Genomic DNA, 20,683 nt, shown 5'->3' with positions numbered 1-20,683 from the left:
CCTCTGCCGGTCGAAACGTCATCTCCGCTGATCGAGACGCATGATTTGCGTATGACCTATCGCGTGGGGCGCGGGCGGGTGCTGCGTGCGCTGGATGGCGTGTCGCTTGCGGTGCAGGCCGGTGAGGTGCTGGGCCTGGTCGGCGAATCCGGCTGTGGCAAATCGACCCTGGGCCGATGCATGCTGCGGCTGGTCAGGCCGAGTGGGGGGAGGGTGGTCTTCGATGGCATCGATATCACCGCGATGCCGGAGAGGCGGTTGCGCCCGTTGCGGCAAGACATGCAGATGGTATTCCAGGATTCCTATGCCGCGTTGAACCCGCGTCGGCCGGTCGGCGATCTGGTGGCCGAGCCGTTGCGCGTGCATTCCGCCCCCGGCGGCGGGCGGCGCAACGGCGTGGAGATCGCGCGTCGGCTGGTGGAACTGATGGATCTGGTGGGTCTGCCGCAGGCGGCGCTGGCGCGCTATCCGCATGAATTTTCGGGCGGCCAGCGGCAACGGATCAATATTGCCCGTGCCCTGGCGTTGTCGCCTCGTCTGGTGGTGGCCGACGAACCGGTGGCGGCGCTGGACGTGTCGATCCAGGCGCAGATCGTGAATCTGTTCATGGATCTGCGTGACCGGATGGGGCTGACCTATGTCTTCGTTGCCCATGATCTGGCGGTGGTGCGGCAGATTTCGACCCGGGTCGCGGTGATGTATCTGGGTGCGATCGTCGAACTGGGCGAAGCCGACGCCGTGCTGCATCACCCGGCCCACCCCTATACCGCCGCCCTGATCGCCGCGGTGCCGGAGCCGGTGGCGCGCACGGATGGGTTGCCGCCGCCGTTGCGTGGCGACGTGCCCAGCCCGATCGCGCCGCCGCCCGGCTGCCGGTTTCATCCTCGATGTCCTGCGATGCGCGACCGTTGCAGTGTCGATCCTCCAGTGTTGCGGCGCCTGCCGGATGGACGTGAGGTGGCGTGTCATTACCCGGTGCTGGGGGCGGAGCCCGACCTCATGCCCGGGCTGCCTGCCTTTCTCGCCACAGGCCCAGCAGCAGGGCGCCCCAGGCACTGATGCCGTAGCCCCAAAGCAGCCACGCGGAGGCCAGGCGGCAGGTGTGGTCGTCGGCTGCGTAGAGCGCCGGGAACCAGCGTAGGGCGACGGCATCGTACAGCATGGCGTCGGCCATGATGAACAGGCAGCCGGACAGGATCTGGTTGCCTTCCAGCCGTGCCAGGCGGCAAACAAGCCAGACACTGAGCAGTGCGACCGGGATGCTGGTCAAGAAGCCGATATCGCCGCGCATGCCATACAGGCTACCGGGCGCGGTATGGACGAACAGGGTGGCCAGAGCCCAGAAAAGGAATGCCACGACGGAGCAAATGATGATCTGATTCAAGCGGAGCATTGGTGTCTCACCTTCTATGAAGCGCCTGTTACACTATCGTTCTGTAGCGGCCGCTTCAATACGGAATCGCATTTTTTGAGAGAATTTCATGAGCGATGATTCCGCGGCGCCGGATCGGCTGGGGCGGCGCAACGCCCTGGCGGACGCGGCGGCCGAACTCGTGCTGCGCGAGGGACTGGGCACGATGGGTTTGCGCGGACTGGCCCGGCGGCTGGGTACCAGCGATCGGATGCTGATCTATTATTTCGGGAGCAAGGACGCGCTGGTTACCGGAATCCTGGCCCGGATCGGCGAGAAGCTGTCCGTGCTGCTCCAGGCCTACAGCGTGGGGCCGCCGGTTTCGCCGGGCGCATTCCTGGGCGAGGTCCTGGCGCTGGGGCGGGATCCGGTGATGATGCCGTTCATGCGGGTATGGACCGACGTGATCGCCCGCGCCGCCGCCGGCGAAGCGCCGTACGACACGGTCGCGAAGGCGGTGGTCGCGGATTGGACGGCGTGGATCGGCACACGGCTGATCCCGGACCCGGATCATCCCTGTCCGCCCGCGGCTCTGCTGTCGATCGTCGAGGGGGTGACGCTGCTGGAAATGGCCTGTCCGGGCAGCACGGCTGCGGCCGGACCCTGGCTGGCGGAGGCATTGGCGCGGGTGGACGGTCGGACAGCAGGCTGAATGGCGACGCGGGACTGCGCCATGGGCCAGGATCAGGGGCCAGGGTCCAGGGGGCAGCGTCAGGGGGCCTCGATCACCCGGTTCCGTCCCTCGGCCTTGGCGCGATAGAGTGCGGCGTCGGCGCGGGCGATCAGACTCTGCCATGTCTCTTCCCGGCGTGCCATGGCGATGCCGGCGCTGACCGTGACCACAAGGTCCGGCTTGCCGACCGGGGCCGGCATCCCGCCCAGCGAGCGGCAGAGGGCCTGGACGCGGGACGCCGTCGCGGTCTCACCGGTCAGTACGATCAGGAATTCCTCGCCGCCATAGCGGCCCGCCGCGTCACCGACGTTCAGCCCCTGCCGCAGGCGGCTGCCGATTTCGACCAGGACTTCATCGCCGGTCAGGTGACCCCAGCCGTCATTGATCCGTTTGAAATGATCGACGTCGATCAAGACCGCCATCAGGACGGTGTCGGCTGGCCGGTCGGCCAGGCTGGATTGCAGCAGGGACTGGATCGCGCCCCGGTTGAGCAATCCGGTCAGGCTGTCCAGACGCGATTGTTCAATCAGGGCCTGATGGGCGGTGCGGATCTGGTCGGTCTGGCTGTCAACGATCTCCTGGAGTTTACGGCGTTGATTGAGCAGCAGCCCGACCCGGATCCGCCAGGCCATGTAGAGGGCCAGCAACAGGCACGCTGCCTCCAGGCATCGTACGGGCCAGCGATCCCACCAGGGATAGGCCATGGTGACGGTGGCGGTCACGAGCGCGGATTGCCGATGGCGGTCCGGATCGAGGGCCACCAGCATGAAGCGGTGGGTACCGGGCGGCATCGAGGGATAGCGGACTGATCCTTCGGTGGTCTCGTTCCAACCTTCGTCCGCGCCTTCCAGCCGGTAGCGGAACCGCAGGCGCGGTGCGTCGCGGTAATCCAAGGTGCCGAATGTCACGCGCAGGGGCGCGCGGCTGAAGGCCGCATGCTCGCCATGATACGGGTTCTGGCCGAGTTCCATGCCGGTGATGACCGGTTGCGGGGAGATGTCGGTCAGCAGCGCCTCCGGCCGGAGAAGATGAGACAGGCCGCGGCTGGTACCCAGCCAGATCGATCCGTCCGCGTCCTCCAGCAGGCTGTCCTGGTCGAGGTCGTTGGAGGCCAGTCCGTCCGCCTCGGTGATGGTGACCCAGCGTCGGCCGTCGAAGACGTTCACGCCGCGATCCGACCCGGCCCAGATGCGGCCATCGCGGTCAACCAGCAGGCTGTACAGGATGTCGTTGCCGACCGTCATCGGGTCGTAGAATGTCAGATCGTCGACCCGGTCGCCGTCATGCGTCAGCCGATAGACGCCACCCTGGCCACTGAACCACAGGCGGTGCTCGTCCTGAATGGCGATCGCGTAGGGGGCGAAGGTCGCCAGGGGCCATTTGGCCAGCACGACGCTGATGGTGCCGTCGGGGTGCCGGGCGACCAGCCGCCCTCTTTCGAGCAGCCAGGCCGTTCCGGCCGCATCGATCTGCCCCGTGACATAGGAATGGTCCAGGCCGGGAATGGCGACGGGGTCCTGGTCGCGCCGGGCGGCATCGGCCAGCCATGCTCCGTGATCGGACAGCAGCCAGATATCGTCGCCCGTGCCGATCAGGACATGGTTGACCCGCTTGATCGCATAGTCGCGCTGCCACTCCGATTGCGCGTCGTGGACGCTCACACCTTCCGATCCTGCCTGCCAGATGCCGTTGTGGCGGTCGGCCGCGATATGGAAGCCGGCCTGGCCGATGGTGCGGACGACGCGATTGGTGCGGGTGTCCAATGCGCTGATGCCGGTGTCGGTATCGACCCAGATCGGGCCCGCGGGCTGGCGGGCCATCTGCCATATGACGTCGCTGGCCAGACCGTCGCGTCGTCCGAATGTCTCGAAGATGCCGAATCCCCCGGCGCGCAGGAGGCCGTAGCCCATCTTGCCGATCCATAGGGCCCCCTGCTGGTCGAATAGCAGGGCGCTCAGCGGCGAGTTGGATTGTTCGCCGGCCAGGGTGACGGTCGTCCAGTTCTCCCTGGTCCGGATCGCCAGTTCGCTGTCGTCGGTCTGGGTGATCAGGGCGCCTTGCGGAGACCAGGAAAGGGTCAGCAGATGCTGGTAATTATCATATTGGGAGCCGGCATGGGGAATCGTTTCGACATGCGCGGCTACGGGATCGCGGGGAACGACGAGGAGTTCATGCAGGGTACGGATAAACAGCGTGCCGTCATGGTCCTGGATGATGGCATCGATGCGGCGTGGCTCGGCCATGGGTGGCAGGGACGGGCAGCGTAGGGTGGGGCCGGATACGGCGCACAGGCGACCGTCGCTGGTGCCGATCCATAACGTATCGCCATCCGCGCGCAGGGCCGACACGTCGGTCAGCGGATCGCCGTGCATGGCCAGCATCCGGGCCAGAAGGGTGATGTGTTCGCCAGTGCCGTCGTCATGGACGAACAGCAGGCGATCACGGTCGGTCACGACGAGGCCGCCGCGCCAGGGCGTGATCTTGCGATGGCCGTCATGCCCCAGCGCGTGTCCGCTATCGACAGGCTGGAAATAGAGCCGGTCGGGCGAGGCGGCGCCTGCCGGATCGTGCGCGACATAGATCATGTCGGCATAGACCAGGATCAGGTTCCCATGGCTGGTCAGCGCGGCGCTGACGCCGACGCCGCCGGTCGGCAGGCCCTGTCGCGGCCCGAAGGGGGTGAAGTGCCGCCCGTCGAAAAGGAAAAATCCGTGCTGGGTCGCTACCACGATCTGCCTTGTCGGCAATTGGAGCACCGATATGACTGAAATATTCGCAAGACCGCTTGTGCTATCGTAGAGCGTGGCGGGCACCGTCTGACCTTGCGCGGAAAAGGCATCCGTCATGAGCGCAAAAAAGCAGGGAAGACAGGTTAGCCGGGTCAGGATCTTGCGGTAGCGCACGAACGGGCGACGCGTCTTTCCCGGTGGACCATGCGTGATGAACAAAATATCGAGATCCTGGCCAGCTAACGACCCCGTGTTGCCGTTCTGCGGCATGCGGGGTGATGGAGAGAAAGTTGGGCAATATTTGTGATTATAAGAACGAGGATCTATTTTCTCAAACATAATTCGGTATAGGGGTATAGGGTACGTACGTTGGGATATCGGGCAGGAAGGCGGCGATGATGTGGCGACGCCTTGGTTTGTTGGCGGGAATGCTGGCGTTGGGTGTGATGCTGGGGCCGCGCGTGCGCCCATGGAACGGCACCTTGGCCCTGCCGGACGTACCAGCCTCGCCCGCCGCTCTGGAGGCCGGAATCGCGGCCGGCGAAGCGGCCGCTGGTCCGCTGCGGCCCGGAACCAGGGCCAGGATTGTATGGGCTGATCCGGCGCATCCCGCGCGTACCGCCTGCGCTATCGTTTATCTGCATGGCTTTACTGCCAGCCAGGGCGAGGGGGCGCCGGTCCATGCGGATCTGGCGCGTTTGTTCGGGTGCAATCTCTATCTGGCGCGCCTGCCGGGCCATGGCCTACAGGCGCCCGACGCGATGCGCGGCCTGACCGCGGAGCGTCTGGCGCAGGGGGCGGCCCGGGCGCTGGCAATCGGCAACGCGATCGGCGACCGGGTGGTGGTGATCGGCACTTCGACCGGCGGTGCCCTGGCGCTGGACCTGGCGGCCCGCTTTCCGCGAGCGGTCGCGGGGCTGGTCCTATGGTCGCCGCTGGTGCGCGAACGGGGCAACCAGCTTGATCCGCTGTTCTGGCCGTGGGGGCTGCAAATGATGTGGCTGATCCATAATCATGCCCATGACGTCACGCATGAGGCTGCGCTGGGGCCGGTGTGGACAGGGGATGTGCATGTCGACGGTTATGTCGCCCTGGCCGAACTGACGCGTGGGCGAATGGTCGCGCCGGTCTTTCGCCAGGTCGTGGCACCGGTCTTTCTGGGGTATTACGACCGCGATCCGGCGCATACCGACCCGACGGTCGAGGTGCCGGCGATGATGTGGATGTTCGGGCAGTTGAGCACGCCGGCCTCCTTGCGGCGGCAGGTGGATTTTCCGCAGGCGGACAGCCATGTCATTGCCTCGCCGCTGCGCTCGCGCACTCCCGATGCCGTGTGCCGGGCCACCCGCGATTTCCTGCATGACGTGCTGGGGCTGGCCTACGCGCCCGATGGCGATCCGGCGGTGTGCGACACAGTGCGTCCGCTCGCGGGCTAGCCAGCAGGGAGAGGAAGCGGATAAAATGCTTTGGGCACCCGGGAGGCATGCGCGCTCCGGATGTCGCATGCAAGGAAGTGAGACCGATGGCTGAATGTCCGACGAAATGTAAGATCAAATCCCCCTGTGTGAAGGGTATCGTGACGATTGGATTGATTGCCGCGCTGGCCTTTGTGGTCAAAAAAGTGTTTTGCAACAAGAACTAGACATGGGGATTCCGTCCTGGCCGCGTGCCGGGACGGTCCCTTGGGCAATCTCGGGCGCGCAGGGGTGAATGGCCTTGGCGCGGCAGGAAGCCGGTGAAGCTGTTATCCGGCGGATTATTCATGTCGATATGGATGCTTTCTATGCATCGGTCGAGCAGCGAGACAATCTGGCTTTGAGGGGGCGCCCGGTGGCCGTCGGCGGCAGCCGGCAGCGCGGGGTGGTCGCAGCCGCAAGTTACGAAGCTCGGCGACATGGCGTGCGTTCTGCCATGCCGTCGGTCACCGCGCGGCGAAAATGTCCGGACCTGGTGTTCGTGCCGCCGCGTTTTGAGGTTTATCGGGCGGTTTCGGCTCAGATCCATGCCATTTTTGCTCGCTATACAACGCTGATTCAGCCGCTTTCGCTTGACGAAGCCTATCTGGACGTGACCGAACCGCTGATCGAGCATCCATCCGCTACCGCGATCGCGCAGGAGATCCGCTCCGCGATCAGGGCCGAAACCGGGCTGACGGCGTCGGCCGGAGTGTCATACAACAAATTCCTGGCCAAGTTGGCGTCGGATTATCGCAAACCCGATGGGCTGTATGTCATCACGCCCCGCATGGGGCCGCGCTTTGTCGAAACCTTGCCGGTCGAGCGTTTTCACGGCATCGGCCCCGCGACGGCCCAGCGCATGCATGCGCTGGGCATCCGCACCGGTTTGGATCTGCGTGGGTGGGAGATGGACCGGTTGGCGTGCCATTTCGGCCGGGCCGCGGTTTTCTATCACGGCATTGCGCGCGGATTGGACGGTCGGCCGGTCGAGCCTGACCGGAAACGCAAATCCATCGGTGCCGAACGCACCCTGGAGCAGGATATCCACCATTGGCATCAGGCGCAGGCGGTGCTGGAGATGCTGGTCGACCAGGTGTGGGAGGCCTGTAGCAAGCGTGGGCTCGGTGGACGCACGGTGAGGGTGAAAATCCGGTATGCCGATTTTCGGCATACCGGCCGGGCGCGCTCGGTGCTCGTGCCGGTGCCTTCTCGGGCTGCGTTGCGGGAGATGGCGGTGAGCCTGATGCGCCCCTTCTTCCCGCCTGACATGGGAGTGCGCCTGCTTGGACTGACTGTGTCCAATCTCGATAATGCCGACATGCGGGCTTCCGGCACGCAGTTCACCCTGGAACTGGACGCGTCCTGATGGGGTGGGTATTCGACGCGAATGCCCCGGCAGGGTCGGTCGCGGGATGGAATGCCATGGCTTTGTGTCGCCGAATTTCATCAGGTCAGGCGGTTGCCTATCGGCGGACCGGATCCTCGCCATGGCAGCCCGTATGACCGAAACGGTTGAATCGCTGCCGCGTGCTGTACCGCCGCACGGCGAGGGGCAGTTCGGTCGTCAGGGCCGCCAGGACCTCATCCTCGGATGACGCCATCTCGGCGGTGACGGCCGCCAGTATGTCTGGCGGGAGCAGGAGACGTACCGTCATCCGATCGATCGGCATCGGGTTGTCGGTCATGCTCCAGGTGCGTACCACGTCGTACAGCCCGATATCGGCCGCGCGATGCAGCAGGATTTCGTAGCCGGAACGCGGCTCGCCTCCAGCGAGGAACGCGGCAAGGGAGGCTGCCCACTCGGGCGTGCTATCCGGTACTGGAGAGGTGACCCCTGGACCGGGGGGGAGGCCGGATTGTACTGTCATCATGGTGACTCTGCCTTTTTTCCATCTTTTCATCCGGGGCGACCTGTGAGGTCGCCCTCAACGCGGGTTGACCGCTGGCTGCGCGAGATGACGGAGACCAGAAGGGCGGGCGGGATCCTGTCCATGACATGGGGATCGGGACGGTCCAGGCGCAGGGGGTGTGACATCACGAACAGGGGATATTCCGAGGGGCCCCGTCCTGGTTCGCTCCTGCCGGCCTTTCAGTTCGAAGCGGTGCGGCCGGAGGACGACGGGTCGCTGGCCGGGAAGCTGTCTCGCAGATCTTCGTCCAGGTTGGCGTCCTCATGCTCGGTGACCGGATCCGGTTTCTTTTCGTCCGGCTTTGGCGGTGTCGGTTTCGTGCCGTTCGACATGATGACCCTCCGATAACGGTGCGTGTGAATCCGTAACGCGCGATCGGCCGGCTGTTTGCGGCCTGTCGGCCATGTGATGACGACGGGAACGGCCGGCCTTCATTGACATGCTGGCCGATTGGTGATGCATGACCCCTGCGGATGGCGGCCATCCGGACCCGCCGCGCGCGACTTTTGGTACAGACTCCCAACCGGGTTATGATCGGCACATGACGTTTGCTTCTCGCTGTATCCGGTGCTGCCTTGTTCCCGACGGGGCGGGTGGTCCATGAGCGCGCGCCGGACAGCGCCGTCCCAGGGCTTCACACGGCTCGATCTATCCCGCGCCGACGCGGAGGAAAAACTTCCTCTTCCGTCGGGAAGCCGCCTGTCGGCGCTGTTGCGGGCGACGGTGCGCCTGATCGCGATCGCGTTCTGGGTGCCGTCGTCGGTCTCGTTCGAGGCGCTGCTGCTTCTGGTACCCGGCACGGCGAAGATCCGTTGGACCCGCGTGATCTGGGGCGTGTTGTGCCGCCTGCTGTCGATGAAGATCCGGTTGATCGGCACCCGGGCGGGGACGGTGGGTGGCGCGCGCGCGCGCGCGCGGGGCGAACGTCCGGTGATTTATGTGTCAAACCATTGTTCCTGGCTGGATGTTCCAGTCTTGGGCACAGTGCTGCCGTCAGTTTTCGTCGCGAAGGGCGATATCAGCGCGTGGCCGGTCATGGGCACCGTCTCGCGCATCGGACGGACGATCTTTGTCAGCCGGCAGCGCAGCACCACCGGCCGCGAGCGTGACGAAATGGTCAGCCGCCTGATCGGAGGCGACAATCTGGTCCTGTTCCCCGAAGGAACGTCGTCGGACGGGATGCGTGTACTGCCCTTCATGTCGGCCTTCTTTGCGATCGCCAAGATGCCGCCTGTGCGCAAGGGCGCTGAAACCGATCCGCCGATGCTGACTTATGCGCCCGGCATGACGCCGCTGATCCAGCCGGTGTCGCTGGTCTATGACCAACTGGACGGGTTGAACGTCAATCGCCACCGCCGGCCCGTCTTTTCCTGGTACGGCGACATGGACCTGGCCCCGCATGTCTGGAAACTGGCGCAATGGCGTTCGATGCGTGCCAGCGTGATCCTGCATCCGCCGCTCGACCCCGATGCGTTCCCCAGCCGGAAGGCGCTGGCTCAGGCGGCATGGACCGCGGTGGCGGAGGGCGCGGCGCAGCTGCGTCGGAATGCCGAGACCGTCGGTCCGAAAGCCTGACAGTTCGGGATTATGCTCAGCCGCGTGCGCGGCGGCGCGTGCGGGGATGGTCGGGCCACTCCCTCAGGACATTTTCCACCGCCTGCGGGTCGGTGCGGTCGGCTTCGGCGAACAGGTCGTCGGCACGGGCCTGATCGCCCTCATTCTCCGCCTTCAGGGCGGCTTCGGCCAAGCGGCGTGCCTGTTCATGCTTGCCGGCGTCGGTGTCGGCTGGACGATCATCATCATAGACAAAACGGGACATGGCTGGGGTTTCCTTGATATGGCTGCCTTCAACAGTGGGATGGGGGTAGGCCTCTGTCCAGTCGCCCGCGGATGGAACAAGGCGCGGAAGAGCGGCGCAACCTTTCACCCTTGGCGGACGTTCGCGTCTTATTAAGTTAACGGGATTACCTGTTCGCCTGCGTATAGACGTATGCGAGGACGCAGTTCGGTCCGTGCGGGCGGGAAACGATGCTGAAAAAAAGCCTGCCTCCTGCCATGATTCGGGCACAAGGGGCGGTCATTGCAGACACGATCGGATTGGTTTCCATCAGGAGGGCATAATGGTCTATCTGGGAATGATAAGCCTGGCGTCGGGTCTGTTGATTGCCTGTGGCATCCATCTCGCGCGATTTGTTGATACGCGGATCGATCCGGACCTGTCGGCGCTTAACCGTTCGGCTGGTCTGGATATCTGACGCTCAGCGCCACCCTGTTTCACAAAGGACCCCGAGCATGCGCCGTTCCTTGCTGTTCTTCAGCCTGCTGACGGCTGCGCCGCTTGCCGCCATGCCTCCGGCCGTGGCCCGCACCGTCCAGATAGTCGGTCATTTCGTGCCCGGCGCGGGTGTGACCACCAAGCCGGCTGGTACTGTGACAGGCACGTTGAATGAAAAGCGGAACCTCGTGCTCTTCAGCATGAGTTGGAGCGGCCTCAGCGGTCCGGTCATGGCGGCTCACTTTCATGGGCCCGCCGCCCCGGGTCAGGATGCAGGGGTCATGGTGCCGATCAAGGGACCCTATTCCAGCCCGTTACATGGCGCGGTGATCATGACGCCCGAGCAGGTCGCGGCCCTGCGGGCGGGGCGGGTCTATATCAACCTGCATACGTCCGCTTATCCAGACGGGGAGGCACGGGCCCAACTCCAGATTCAATGATCAGCAAGAACTCGGAGACTGCATGCAAAGTCGCACGCCACTTGAGGTGTAGCAGGCTGACTTTTCAGGCAGCCTTTAATGCCCGGCCGTGCGGGAAAACAGATTGATGATGACGACACCGAGCAGGATGAGGGCGATGCCCACGAGTGCGGCGGCGTCAAGCCGCTGTTTCAGCCACATCCAGTTGATCGCGGAAATCAGGACGATGCCCGCCCCAGACCATATGGCGTAGGCGACGCCCGTGGGCATGGCCCGCAGGACCAGAGACAGGAAGAAGAACGCGACTCCGTACCCGCCAAACGTCAGCAGCGTCGGCACGAGCCGGGTAAATTGGTCAGTATATTTCAGGAACGACGTCGCAAAAACCTCGGCAATGATGGCCATGGCAAGACACAGATAAGCCGTCACGGGTCGAACGAATCCTCGGTCGGAGTTCCGGCGGGTTCCGGTTCGACCAATCATGCCTGAACCGGAACCCGCTTGGGAAGCCGCGTCGCTATTCCTGCCGCCTGCTCGGGTGGCTTAGTGCCCGGGTATGATCGTCGGCGACAGCATGATGCTGGCGATGATCGCCACGACCAGCACTGCTACCACCGCGATGCCGCCGATCACCTGCCGGGTCGTATTCGATAATCCATGATCGCCGGGTATTCCGGCCAGACGTTTGTCGTCCATGACCTGCTTTTCCTTCCAGCTCTTTCCGGCGCGAGAATCCTGTGCGCCTGGAAGGGATCTGGGACGGCGTGAGGCCGGCACAAGTCGGAGAATGCGTGATTGCGGAGGCGATCATGCGTATGTGATGGGTCTGCCCTGCAGCATGGTTGGCCGACTTGTTGCAAGGCCAGACAGTCAAGCTGAATGGCCGCCGCGGCTGCGGTCACCGGAGCCGCCGGATGATCGCCCCGACGCGACGATCCAGGCCGGCGGTCGCCAGCAAGCCCCACCGGCAAACAGGTAGACACCGAGCGTGGATGAGCTTCACCGGGTTCGGTGGGCCCAACGGAGTGGCAACCGGTGCCATCGAGTGGAACGGGGATGCGTTGATGCCCCGTCGCACGTTCATATCCGCCCGGAATCCGCGCTGCCGGCAGGCCGCGATGGTGGTGTCGCCGATCCCCCTTTTCTCCGGGCGAAGCAGATCGTTACCGGATTCGATCATCGCGTAACCAGTTGTGACCATATTCAGGAATGCCGGCACCAGATCCGAGATTGGCCAGACGGTCGGGGTGGTGTCGGCGACGTGTGCGATCTGATTGATCGTGGGTGCCGCCCGTGAAAAAATATCGGCATCCCGTCATGTACAGTGCATTCTTCAAGACGGGCTCTGCCTGGCGGCCGGCTTCGTCAATGTAGCTTCGTGTGCCGTAATGGTCCGTCGGACTGCGTCATTCGACCGCAGCAAGTCGAAACAGGCGACGCACAGTCGGGCGATGCTGGAAAAAAGTAACGGTGCAGGCGCGGCTTGTATGATCGTTCTCGCGTAGTGCTATCGTCCATCTTTGTGGTCGCTGGATTACCCATGCCAGTGAAGGGTGGTCGATCGCATGAGCAACGATCGTGAAACGCGGTGATCGGTGCTTTATGTGGTAGGGAGATCGCGGTCTTCGTCCTGCATTCGATGGCCGTATGGCGGAGAGTGCTCCAACGCATGCTTCGCCGGCCATGCGATATCGTTCATGAATCGCTTGTTCGATGGGCTTCGAAACCCAGCCGGACGGACAGACCTTCAACGTATCTCATGGGGCGGTGGAGAGAGAAAATAGCCGGACTGCATGGACGATTTCCCGTCGCTGCGATTCCCGGTCGACGCGGGGCATCAGTGCCATATCGAAGAGCCAGACAGTCGCGACCTCGCGTGTCGGCAGTTTTGAGGTGGACGACGCGCGAAGCGCCATCCGCTATATAATTTGAAAAATACTATAAATAATAAAGAAAAATTGTAATTTATCTCTTTTGTCATGTGGGTCGGCGATGTCGGTCCGTGATGTCGTTCAAGAAAAAAAGACGTCTGGTTCGTGCTTTGACTTGACAGCGGCCGCCACAACGCCGAGATGATGCCAAAGAACAGAGATATTTTTGCCCGACACCCGAGTGGGCCATGGCCGGGAATGGAAACGGTCTTTAACGATTTTGGGTTCCGATCACGTCACTTTGGCGCATCGTCCTGGACGGATTGTCGATCAGCAAGACCATTAAGACAATGAAAGGTTGCATATAGTAATGAGTGACGAAACGAACGCTACCCGGCGCAAATCCCGCAAAAACGTCGAGACGGTGGTGGTGCCGGTCCCTGCCCCTGTGGCGCCTGATGTTCCGCCGGTGAAGCGCGGGCGCGGAAAGGCCAAAGCAATCGCCTCCAAGATTGAAACGGCCCCTGTCGTGGCAGCGCCCGTCGCGGTCAAGGCTGAGGAAAAGCCGGTTCGTCGTCCCCGTGCCGCGAAGGCGACCAAAGTGACGGCTGAGCCGGTTGCCGCGCCTGTCGTGCCGGCACCCGTGCGGCGACGCGGAACGGCGCGCGCGGCATTGAAAGTCGGGCCGGTCGCGGAAGAAGCCGTGACGTCGGCGCGCAAGCCCGCCAAACCGGCAAAGAAGATAGCGGTCAAGGCGGCTCCGGCGCGTAAGGTTGCCGCTGTGGCGGCGCCGGTCGTGCCGGCGAGTGCCCCGCCGCGTCGAAAAGTTGCCGTGGCACCGGTCGAGGTACCGAAACGGAGTGTGAAGCCCCGTGCCGCCGTTGTTGCCGAGGCGAAGCCGGCGTCGGTAAAGGCGCCTAAAACCTCGACGAAGTCGGCTAAGGTGGCGCCGAAGCTCGAAGTGAAGGCGCCCGTCGTGAAGGAGCCGGTCGCGAAGGCGAAGTTACCCGCCGGCCGCAAGGCCGCGCCGCAGAAGGTCGTGACGAAAGAGCCAGTGAAGAGCGTCGCGAAGGCTGGCAAGGTTCCGGCAAAGGGTTCGAAGGTGCCGGCGCCCGCCAAAAAGGCGGCTGTTGCGAAGGTCGCGCCGGTTTCCCCGCGTGGAACCAGCCGTCGTCTGGCAAAAGGAGATCGTACTGCAGTCGATTCCTGGCGCGAGGCGCGCGAGGCGCGCAAGCAGGTGCGTCTGGCCCGTCTTGCGGCGGCACGCGGCCAATAACGTCCGGCGCATTGCGCCGCTGGACTGTTCCGTTTGAAAAGGGGCGGCACGTCTTGGACGTGTCGCCCTTTTTTCTTTGAGCCTGACTGGAGACGTGTGGGGCGGACGCGTGCCGAATTGGTGATGGGGATTTGGTAGACGATGCATGGCACAGGATGGCACCGTGCCGCAGGCGGCTCGTGACGGCGCAGGCACGTCGCGATGGTGGACTCTGACGTGACGGGGGGACGACATGTCCGAATACCAATTGCATTCCGATCTGCCGGTTGGTCTGAACGTGCGGGGCGAACGGCAGGAGCATGACGCGCTGGGTATGGTGGCGGTAGCGGCCGACCGTTATTGGGGCGCGCAGACTCAGCGCAGCCTGATCCATTTTTCGATCGGCACCGACCGGATGCCGCTGGAACTGTGTCGGGCCTATGCTTTGGTGAAGAAAGCGGCGGCGCAGGTGAACCGGGAGGCCGGGCGCCTGCCCGAGTGGAAGGCTGCCGCCATCATACAGGCGGCGAACGAGGTCGCCGATGGACGGCTGGACGCGCATTTTCCATTATTCGTCTGGCAGACCGGGTCGGGAACCCAGACCAACATGAATGTCAATGAGGTCATCGCCAATCGCGCCATCCAGTTGCTGGGCGGCACGGTTGGGAGCCAGACGCCGATCCACCCCAATGACGACGTCAATATGGGGCAATCCAGCAACGATACCTTTCCCACCGCCATGCATGTGGCGACCGTGCATGAGATCGATACGCGCCTGCTGCCGGAACTGGATGCGCTGGCTGCATTGATCGAGACCCGGTCGCGAGAGTGGCAGCATGTCGTGAAAATCGGCCGCACGCACTTACAGGATGCCGTGCCGCTGACGGTCGGCCAGGAATGGTCGGGGTGGGCGCACCAGATTCGCGATGCCATGCGTGCCGTGCGGGACGCGCGGGGAAGCGTATTGGAATTAGCTGCCGGCGGGACGGCGGTGGGAACCGGCTTGAATGCGCCGGCGGGTTTCGGGCGCGCCATCGCGGCCCGGTTGGCGGAGTTGACTGGGGCCGCTTTTGTCACAGCACCCAATAAATTCGCGGTCCTCGCAGGGTTGGATGCGATGGTGCGCGTATCGTCCGCCATTCGCGGCTGTGCGGTGGTGATGATGAAGATCGCCAATGATATGCGCTGGCTGGGCTCCGGTCCGCGTTGCGGGTTGGCGGAACTGTGCTTGCCGGCGAACGAACCGGGATCGTCGATCATGCCGGGGAAGGTCAATCCGACCCAGTGCGAGGCCATGGTCATGATTTGTACCCAGATTTTGGGTAATGACGCCGCCATTGCCTTCGCAGGCAGTCAGGGGCAGTTCGAGCTGAATGTGATGCGGCCGGTGGTGATCGCGAACCTGTTGCATTCGTTGCGGATACTGGCGGACGGAGCCCGCACGTTCAGGGTCTTCTCGGTTGAGGGGACGCGGCTGAATCTTGAGCGGATTCGCCGTTATGTCGAGGAATCGGTGATGCTGGTGACGGCCCTGACGCCCGCCATCGGCTATGATCGCGCGTCGGCGATCGCGCATGATGCGATGGAGCATGATCTTTCGCTGCGCGAGGCAGCCTTGCGGTCCGGGCTGGTGGACGCGGAAACCTTCGACCGTTCGGTTCGGCCGATGGATATGGTAGGGCGCGGCGAAGCCGGCGCGTGAGAGCCTGGTTGCGCATATGTGCTGGTGGCGATCCGGCGGCCCTTTCCCATGCGGCATCTTCGATCGGGCTCTTGTCTTGGCGTGGATTGGGGAGTCAGGCGGGTTTTTGCCGCAAGACCCTTTTAACGCAGGGGGATGTACGGCAGAAAATCGGACCATGATGGATATCGTGTCGAAAATGCTGATGAAGCTGGTACGGCGGCTGGACCCCGAGGACGCGCATCGTCTTGCCCTGAATGCTCTGATGCTCGGTCTGGGGAGTGGGGCTGGTCAGGACGATCCGGCGTTGTCGGTGCGGACGATGGGGTTGCGCTTTCCCAATCCGATCGGCATTGCCGCAGGGTTCGACAAGAATGCCCAGGTGATCCGCCCCCTGGCGCGGATCGGGTTTGGTTTTGTCGAAGCCGGGACGGTGACGCCGTTGGCGCAGGAAGGCAATCCGCGTCCGCGCCTGTTCCGACTGACCGAGGACCGGGCCATCATTAACCGGATGGGCTTCAACAACCAGGGCATTGACCGGTTTACGGTCCGGATGGCACGGCTGCATCGCCTGCCGGCAAAGGGAAATGGTACCGGCGCGCGCGTACCCGTGGGAGCTAATCTGGGTATCAACAAGAACGGTGCCGACCCCGAGCGCGACTATCCCCGGTTGGTCGGGCGAGTGAAGCATTATGTCGATTATATCGTACTGAACCTGTCGTCGCCGAACACGCCCGGCCTGCGCGACTTGCAGCAGGCCGATCGCTTGAAGGCCATCCTTGAGGCGATCGGCGAGGCGCATCCCGATCGGCCGCCGCTACTGGTCAAGCTGGCGCCTGATCTGGCCCGCGATGATCTCGAACCGGTGATCGAGGCCGTGATCGCCGGCGGCGCGCAGGGTGTCACGGTGACCAACACCACGATTTCGCGGCCCGACGGGTTGCGCAGCCCCCATGCTGCCGAGGCAGGAGGATTGTCGGGACGCCCGCTACGTCCGCTGGCGACGGCGGTGTTGCGCGACGTGGCGCAGATCGCCGCCGGTCGATTGACCCTGGTGGCCTGCGGCGGGATTGAGACCGGCGCCGATATCGTGGACCGGGTGCGCGCCGGGGCCGATCTGGTGCAGATCTACAGTGCTTTCGCCTATGAAGGACCGGGAATCGTGCGGCGCCTGAAACGCGAGACCGTTCGGGCTCTGAACGCCGAAGGGTTCGAGACATTGGCCGATGCAAAGGGGAGCGCGTGATGCATTTCCTCGATGGCATGGCGCCTCTGGCTGTACGGTATGACGGGTTTATCGTCGATCTCTGGGGGGTCATCCATGACGGTGTCAGCCCTTATCCGGGGGCGCGGGACTGTCTGGCGGCGTTGCGTGCGGCGGGTCGGCGGGTCGTGCTGCTATCCAACGCGCCTCGGCGGGTTGCGGTGGTGCGCGAGGGGCTGCGTGGCATGGGCGTTGCGGACGATCTGTATGACGGCGTGATGACCAGCGGCGAATATACGCGCGGGCTGCTGTCCGATCGCACGGATCCCTGGTTCGCGGGGCTGGGGAAACGGATGCTGCATCTGGGAGCGCCGAAGGATTATAATCTGTTCGAAGGGCTGGATCTGGAGCGGGTCGAAGACCCTGCCGAGGCGGATTTCGTCCTGAATACCGGACCAAACCCGGAGCAGGGCGAGAGCGACCCTGCCCCTTATCTGCCGTTGCTGGAGGCCTGTGCCGGGCGCGGACTGAAGATGGTGTGCGCCAATCCGGACCTGGAGGTGATCCGTGCCGGTCGGCGCCTGATCTGTGCGGGGCTGCTGGCCAGCCTGTACGAGCAGAAAGGATGTTCGGTCCGCTGGATCGGCAAGCCGTATCCGGAGGTTTATGGCCCTGTCCTTCGCATGCTTGGCGTGCCGCTGGCGCGCGTGCTGGCGGTGGGCGACGCGCTGGCTACCGATATGCGTGGGGCCAAGGCGGTGGGCGTGGATGGGTGCTGGGTGATGGGTGGCATCCATCAGGAAATGATCGGCGACGATAGGGCGTTGGCAGAGGCGGAAGCTAGGTCGGCGGGGCTGGAGCCGGTGGCGTGCGTGCCATCTTTTCGCTGGGCAGACTGATTACGCGTGGCCGACGTGATGGCTGAGATGCAGCGGATCCATGTTGATGGTCGCCAGGGCCTGGCGCCATTTGGTGCTGTGGTCCAGGCCGAACAGGATTTCGTCGCTGGGCGGGGCCGGTAGCCACGCATTGCGGCGGATGATTTCGTCTTCCAGTTGATCGTCGCGCCAGCTTGCATGGCCCAGTGCCAGCAGGGCGTTGCGGGGGCCAGCGCCGTCGGCGATGTCGCGCAGCACATCGAGACTGGCGGTCAGCGTGGTGCCGTCATCGACCGTCAGGCTGCTGTCGCCGGCCCAGTCGGAGGAGTGCAGCACGAAGCCTCTGCCGCCATCCACCGGGCCGCCGGCGCAGAGCGCGATCCGCCGACGCGGCGGCACCGGATCGATCCCCAGCCGTTCCAATACATCGTCCAGCCCCGGTTGCGGCAGCCGGCGATTGACGATCAGGCCCATCGCGCCCTCTCCGGGCACATGGGCGCACAGGAAGATCACGGTACGGGCGAAGGGAGTGTCCGCGAGGGCCGGAGAGGCGACAAGCAGGGAACCCGTGAGGGAGTCGGCCGAGGTGGGGGAGACAGGAAACATGACCGTGTACATAGAACAAGAACCGTCGGTCATTGCAACCGCGCCGTGCCGATTTGCGGTCCCGGGGGGATTGGCGCTTAAAGATTGGCGACAGAAGAACGCATGGAGGGTGCCACAGTGACGAGAATTGTTTTGGTGACAGGGGCGACCGCCGGGTTCGGCAAGGCGATCGCGGAACGGCTGGTGGGCGATGGCTATCGGGTAATCGCGACCGGGCGCCGTCGGGAGCGGCTGGAGGCGCTGGCCGGATCGCTGGGGCCGGCGTTGCTGCCGGTGGCATTGGACATGGACGATACCGCCGCCCTGCGCGCGCTGCCCGGCAGCCTGCCGGAAGGATGGCGGGAGGTGGATGTCCTGGTCAATAACGCGGGGCTGGCGCTGGGTATCGGCAAGGCGCAGGACAGCGCGGTCGCGGACTGGCGGCAGATGATCGAGACCAATATCGCGGGGCTGGTCGAGATCACCCATGCCCTGCTGCCCGGCATGGTGGCGCGCGACCGCGGTCATATCGTCTCGATCGGCAGCACCGCGGGGACTTATCCGTATCTGGGCGGGAATGTCTATGGCGGGACCAAGGCGTTCGTGGCGCAGTTCATGCGAAATTTGCGCTGCGATCTGCTGGGGAGCAGGGTGCGGGCGACGAACCTGGAGCCGGGCCTGTGCGGCGGCAGCGAGTTCAGCAATGTCCGCCTGCGCGACGATGACAAGGCGGCGGCGGTGTATCAGGATACGCATCCGATCCAGCCCGAGGACATCGCCGAGACCGTGGCCTGGGTGCTGGGCCTGCCGGGGCATGTCAACATCAACCGCATCGAGATGATGCCGACCTGCCAGGCGGCTGGCGGGCTGGCCGTGGCACGGGGGCTGGACGTATGACGGAAGACGCGATTGATCTGAAGACTCTGCTCGATCGTTGCCGGATCGAGGACGGCGCGCATTTCGACCTGGCGGCTCATCCGACCCGGATCGGGGCGATCGCGGGGATCGACAAGGCGGCGGGCAAGCATCTGCTGCGCCAGGGGGTCAAGCGCCTGGCGGCATTGCAGGAGCTGCTGTACGCCAATGGTACCTGGTCGCTGCTGGTGGTGTTCCAGGCGATGGATGCCGCCGGCAAGGACGGGATGATCAAGCATGTGATGTCCGGGGTGAACCCCCAGGGCGTGACCGTGACCTCTTTCAAGCAGCCGGGGCCGGTCGAACTGGCGCATGATTATCTGTGGCGCGAGCATCTGGTGGCGCCGGCCAGCGGGCGGATCGGGATCTTCAATCGCAGCCATTATGAGGAAGTGCTGGTCACGCGGGTTCATCCCGAACTGCTGGAGCGGCAGAAGATCCCGCTGCCGTTGCGCGATGGCGCGATCTGGGAGGAGCGGTATCGCGACATCCGGCATTTCGAACAGTACCTGTCGAGGCAGGGGACGGTGGTGCTGAAATTCTTCCTGAACCTGTCGAAGGAAGAACAACGCAAGCGCTTTCTCAAGCGGATCGACCAGGACGAGAAACACTGGAAATTCTCGGTCTCGGACGCGCGGGAGCGCGCGCATTGGGATGCCTATCGCGTCGCCTATCACGATGCGATCCAGAACACGGCCCAGGCCGCAGCCCCGTGGTTTGCGATTCCCGCCGATCGGAAATGGATGGCGCGGCTGCTGGTGATGGAGACGATCATCAAGGCGCTGGAGGGGCTGAAGCTGACCGTGCCCGATCCGGCGCCCGAGATCGTCCGCGACATGGCGGTGGTGCGCCGGGAACTGGAAGCAGAGGCGCCGAAAGGGCGGCACGCATGAGAATGAAGCGGATGGCGGCAGGCGCTGCCTGTATCCTGCTGGCGACGGGGCTGGCGCGCGCCCGGGCGCAGGAGGCGATCGGGCCGGCCTGCGACGACGGGCATTTTCTGGCGCTACAGCAAGGGTTTGAAGCCGGGTCGCTGCGCGGGGACCAGCCGGTGCATGTCTGTGGCCGCGTGATCGCGGTGTCGCGCGAGCGGCGGACGCGCAGCGGTTGGCATGGCTATTTCTATGTCGATGTCGGGCAGGGGGTGTCGATCCGCGTCGTGTCGGACCTGGACCGGATGGCGGCGCCGGGGTGGCCCTGGGTTGCCAAGGGAGACAGCGTGGACGTTGTCGGCCGATATTACTACGACAATCCGCGCAGCCAGGGCATCGACTGGACCCATCATGGTACGGGGCGGACGTGGGGAATGCCGGGGTATGTCACCGTAAACGGGACCCGCTACCAGTAGAGAAGCGGTGGGTCCCGGATGGGGGAAGGAAGGGCCGCGCGGGGGATGCCGCGCGGCCCCTTGCCGTGACCA

Annotated in this window: 22 protein-coding genes; 14 read left to right on the top strand and 8 right to left on the bottom strand. The window is 64.3% G+C overall.

From position 1 onward, the window contains the following. The first annotated feature begins 51 nt into the window (after window positions 1–51). Window positions 52–1,059 carry an ABC transporter ATP-binding protein gene (locus HLH48_RS05720; protein WP_182996615.1) on the top strand — a complete coding sequence of 336 codons (1,008 nt, stop codon included), beginning with the start codon at window positions 52–54 and terminating at the stop codon, window positions 1,057–1,059. Here HLH48_RS05720 and HLH48_RS05715 read toward each other — a convergent pair. After that, complete coding sequence (locus tag HLH48_RS05715) at window positions 998–1,393, bottom strand: DUF5367 family protein (RefSeq protein WP_246386960.1); 396 nt, start codon at window positions 1,391–1,393, stop codon at window positions 998–1,000. The genes HLH48_RS05720 and HLH48_RS05715 overlap by 62 nt on opposite strands. Window positions 1,394–1,481: 88 nt before the next feature. Between HLH48_RS05715 and HLH48_RS05710 the strand changes: the two genes are divergently transcribed. After that, window positions 1,482–2,063, top strand: coding sequence for a TetR/AcrR family transcriptional regulator (locus HLH48_RS05710; protein WP_182996531.1), 582 nt, complete (start codon window positions 1,482–1,484; stop codon window positions 2,061–2,063). Between the two features lie 59 nt (window positions 2,064–2,122). Here HLH48_RS05710 and HLH48_RS23650 read toward each other — a convergent pair whose 3' ends face one another. Next, window positions 2,123–4,813 (bottom strand): ligand-binding sensor domain-containing diguanylate cyclase, encoded by a 2,691-nt coding sequence (locus HLH48_RS23650; protein WP_182996530.1) that lies wholly within the window; start codon window positions 4,811–4,813, stop codon window positions 2,123–2,125. 395 nt (window positions 4,814–5,208) lie between these two features. On the opposite strand from HLH48_RS23650, the gene HLH48_RS05700 reads away from it, so the two are divergent. Together HLH48_RS05700 and dinB are read left to right on the top strand one after the other, a co-directional pair. Then, window positions 5,209–6,249: an alpha/beta hydrolase gene (locus tag HLH48_RS05700; protein WP_246386957.1), complete on the top strand. Its 1,041-nt coding sequence runs from the start codon at window positions 5,209–5,211 to the stop codon at window positions 6,247–6,249. A gap of 274 nt (window positions 6,250–6,523) precedes the next feature. Next, window positions 6,524–7,636, top strand: a complete 1,113-nt coding sequence (dinB, locus tag HLH48_RS05695; RefSeq protein ID WP_182996529.1) for a DNA polymerase IV — start codon at window positions 6,524–6,526, stop codon at window positions 7,634–7,636. A 97-nt stretch (window positions 7,637–7,733) separates the two neighbouring features. Here the strand turns inward: dinB and HLH48_RS05690 are convergent, their stop codons facing one another. Then, window positions 7,734–8,141 carry a hypothetical protein gene (locus HLH48_RS05690; RefSeq protein WP_182996528.1) on the bottom strand — a complete coding sequence of 136 codons (408 nt, stop codon included), beginning with the start codon at window positions 8,139–8,141 and terminating at the stop codon, window positions 7,734–7,736. A 218-nt stretch (window positions 8,142–8,359) separates the two neighbouring features. Beyond that, on the bottom strand, window positions 8,360–8,512 hold the full coding sequence (locus HLH48_RS05685; protein ID WP_182996527.1) for a hypothetical protein: 153 nt from the start codon (window positions 8,510–8,512) through the stop codon (window positions 8,360–8,362). 268 nt (window positions 8,513–8,780) lie between these two features. Here HLH48_RS05685 and HLH48_RS05680 point away from each other — a divergent pair, with 268 nt between their 5' ends. Then, a complete protein-coding gene (locus HLH48_RS05680) occupies window positions 8,781–9,755 on the top strand; it encodes a lysophospholipid acyltransferase family protein (protein ID WP_182996526.1) in 975 nt (324 codons plus the stop codon). A gap of 16 nt (window positions 9,756–9,771) precedes the next feature. On the opposite strand, the gene HLH48_RS05675 is transcribed toward HLH48_RS05680, so the two are convergent. After that, window positions 9,772–9,999 carry a hypothetical protein gene (locus HLH48_RS05675; RefSeq protein ID WP_182996525.1) on the bottom strand — a complete coding sequence of 76 codons (228 nt, stop codon included), beginning with the start codon at window positions 9,997–9,999 and terminating at the stop codon, window positions 9,772–9,774. A 301-nt stretch (window positions 10,000–10,300) separates the two neighbouring features. Between HLH48_RS05675 and HLH48_RS23525 the strand changes: the two genes are divergently transcribed. Beyond that, on the top strand, window positions 10,301–10,435 hold the full coding sequence (locus HLH48_RS23525) for a hypothetical protein (protein ID WP_264812769.1): 135 nt from the start codon (window positions 10,301–10,303) through the stop codon (window positions 10,433–10,435). Between the two features lie 37 nt (window positions 10,436–10,472). Then, window positions 10,473–10,895: a CHRD domain-containing protein gene (locus HLH48_RS05670; RefSeq protein WP_182996524.1), complete on the top strand. Its 423-nt coding sequence runs from the start codon at window positions 10,473–10,475 to the stop codon at window positions 10,893–10,895. 75 nt (window positions 10,896–10,970) lie between these two features. Here HLH48_RS05670 and HLH48_RS05665 read toward each other — a convergent pair whose 3' ends face one another. Then, window positions 10,971–11,303 carry a DMT family transporter gene (locus HLH48_RS05665; RefSeq protein ID WP_182996523.1) on the bottom strand — a complete coding sequence of 111 codons (333 nt, stop codon included), beginning with the start codon at window positions 11,301–11,303 and terminating at the stop codon, window positions 10,971–10,973. Between the two features lie 114 nt (window positions 11,304–11,417). Beyond that, a complete protein-coding gene (locus HLH48_RS05660) occupies window positions 11,418–11,570 on the bottom strand; it encodes a hypothetical protein (protein WP_182996522.1) in 153 nt (50 codons plus the stop codon). Between the two features lie 1,545 nt (window positions 11,571–13,115). On the opposite strand from HLH48_RS05660, the gene HLH48_RS05655 reads away from it, so the two are divergent. The 4 genes from HLH48_RS05655 to HLH48_RS05640 all read left to right on the top strand — a co-directional run bounded on the left by HLH48_RS05655 (window position 13,116) and on the right by HLH48_RS05640 (window position 17,784). Beyond that, complete coding sequence (locus tag HLH48_RS05655; RefSeq protein ID WP_182996521.1) at window positions 13,116–14,021, top strand: hypothetical protein; 906 nt, start codon at window positions 13,116–13,118, stop codon at window positions 14,019–14,021. Window positions 14,022–14,253: 232 nt separating this feature from the next. Beyond that, on the top strand, window positions 14,254–15,702 hold the full coding sequence (fumC, locus tag HLH48_RS05650; protein ID WP_182996520.1) for a class II fumarate hydratase: 1,449 nt from the start codon (window positions 14,254–14,256) through the stop codon (window positions 15,700–15,702). A gap of 157 nt (window positions 15,703–15,859) precedes the next feature. Then, entirely contained in the window at window positions 15,860–16,927 is a 1,068-nt protein-coding gene (locus tag HLH48_RS05645; RefSeq protein WP_373320255.1) for a quinone-dependent dihydroorotate dehydrogenase, read from the top strand. Then, a complete protein-coding gene (locus HLH48_RS05640) occupies window positions 16,927–17,784 on the top strand; it encodes a TIGR01459 family HAD-type hydrolase (RefSeq protein ID WP_182996519.1) in 858 nt (285 codons plus the stop codon). The genes HLH48_RS05645 and HLH48_RS05640 overlap by 1 nt, the downstream gene beginning before the upstream one ends. Here the strand turns inward: HLH48_RS05640 and HLH48_RS05635 are convergent, their stop codons facing one another. Beyond that, entirely contained in the window at window positions 17,785–18,369 is a 585-nt protein-coding gene (locus HLH48_RS05635) for a YqgE/AlgH family protein (protein WP_182996518.1), read from the bottom strand. A gap of 102 nt (window positions 18,370–18,471) precedes the next feature. Between HLH48_RS05635 and HLH48_RS05630 the strand changes: the two genes are divergently transcribed. From HLH48_RS05630 to HLH48_RS05620, 3 genes are read left to right on the top strand one after another with little or no spacing between them, the layout of a single operon-like run. Continuing rightward, complete coding sequence (locus HLH48_RS05630) at window positions 18,472–19,245, top strand: SDR family NAD(P)-dependent oxidoreductase (protein WP_220795007.1); 774 nt, start codon at window positions 18,472–18,474, stop codon at window positions 19,243–19,245. Beyond that, on the top strand, window positions 19,242–20,156 hold the full coding sequence (locus HLH48_RS05625; protein WP_182996516.1) for a polyphosphate kinase 2 family protein: 915 nt from the start codon (window positions 19,242–19,244) through the stop codon (window positions 20,154–20,156). Before HLH48_RS05630 ends, HLH48_RS05625 begins: the two co-directional genes overlap by 4 nt. A gap of 2 nt (window positions 20,157–20,158) precedes the next feature. Beyond that, a complete protein-coding gene (locus tag HLH48_RS05620) occupies window positions 20,159–20,611 on the top strand; it encodes a hypothetical protein (protein ID WP_373320256.1) in 453 nt (150 codons plus the stop codon). Window positions 20,612–20,683 lie beyond the last annotated feature (72 nt).

The organism is Gluconacetobacter sacchari, assembly GCF_014174255.1.
Taxonomy (GTDB): domain Bacteria; phylum Pseudomonadota; class Alphaproteobacteria; order Acetobacterales; family Acetobacteraceae; genus Gluconacetobacter; species Gluconacetobacter sacchari.
This window is presented reverse-complemented; position numbering and strand designations above follow the sequence as displayed.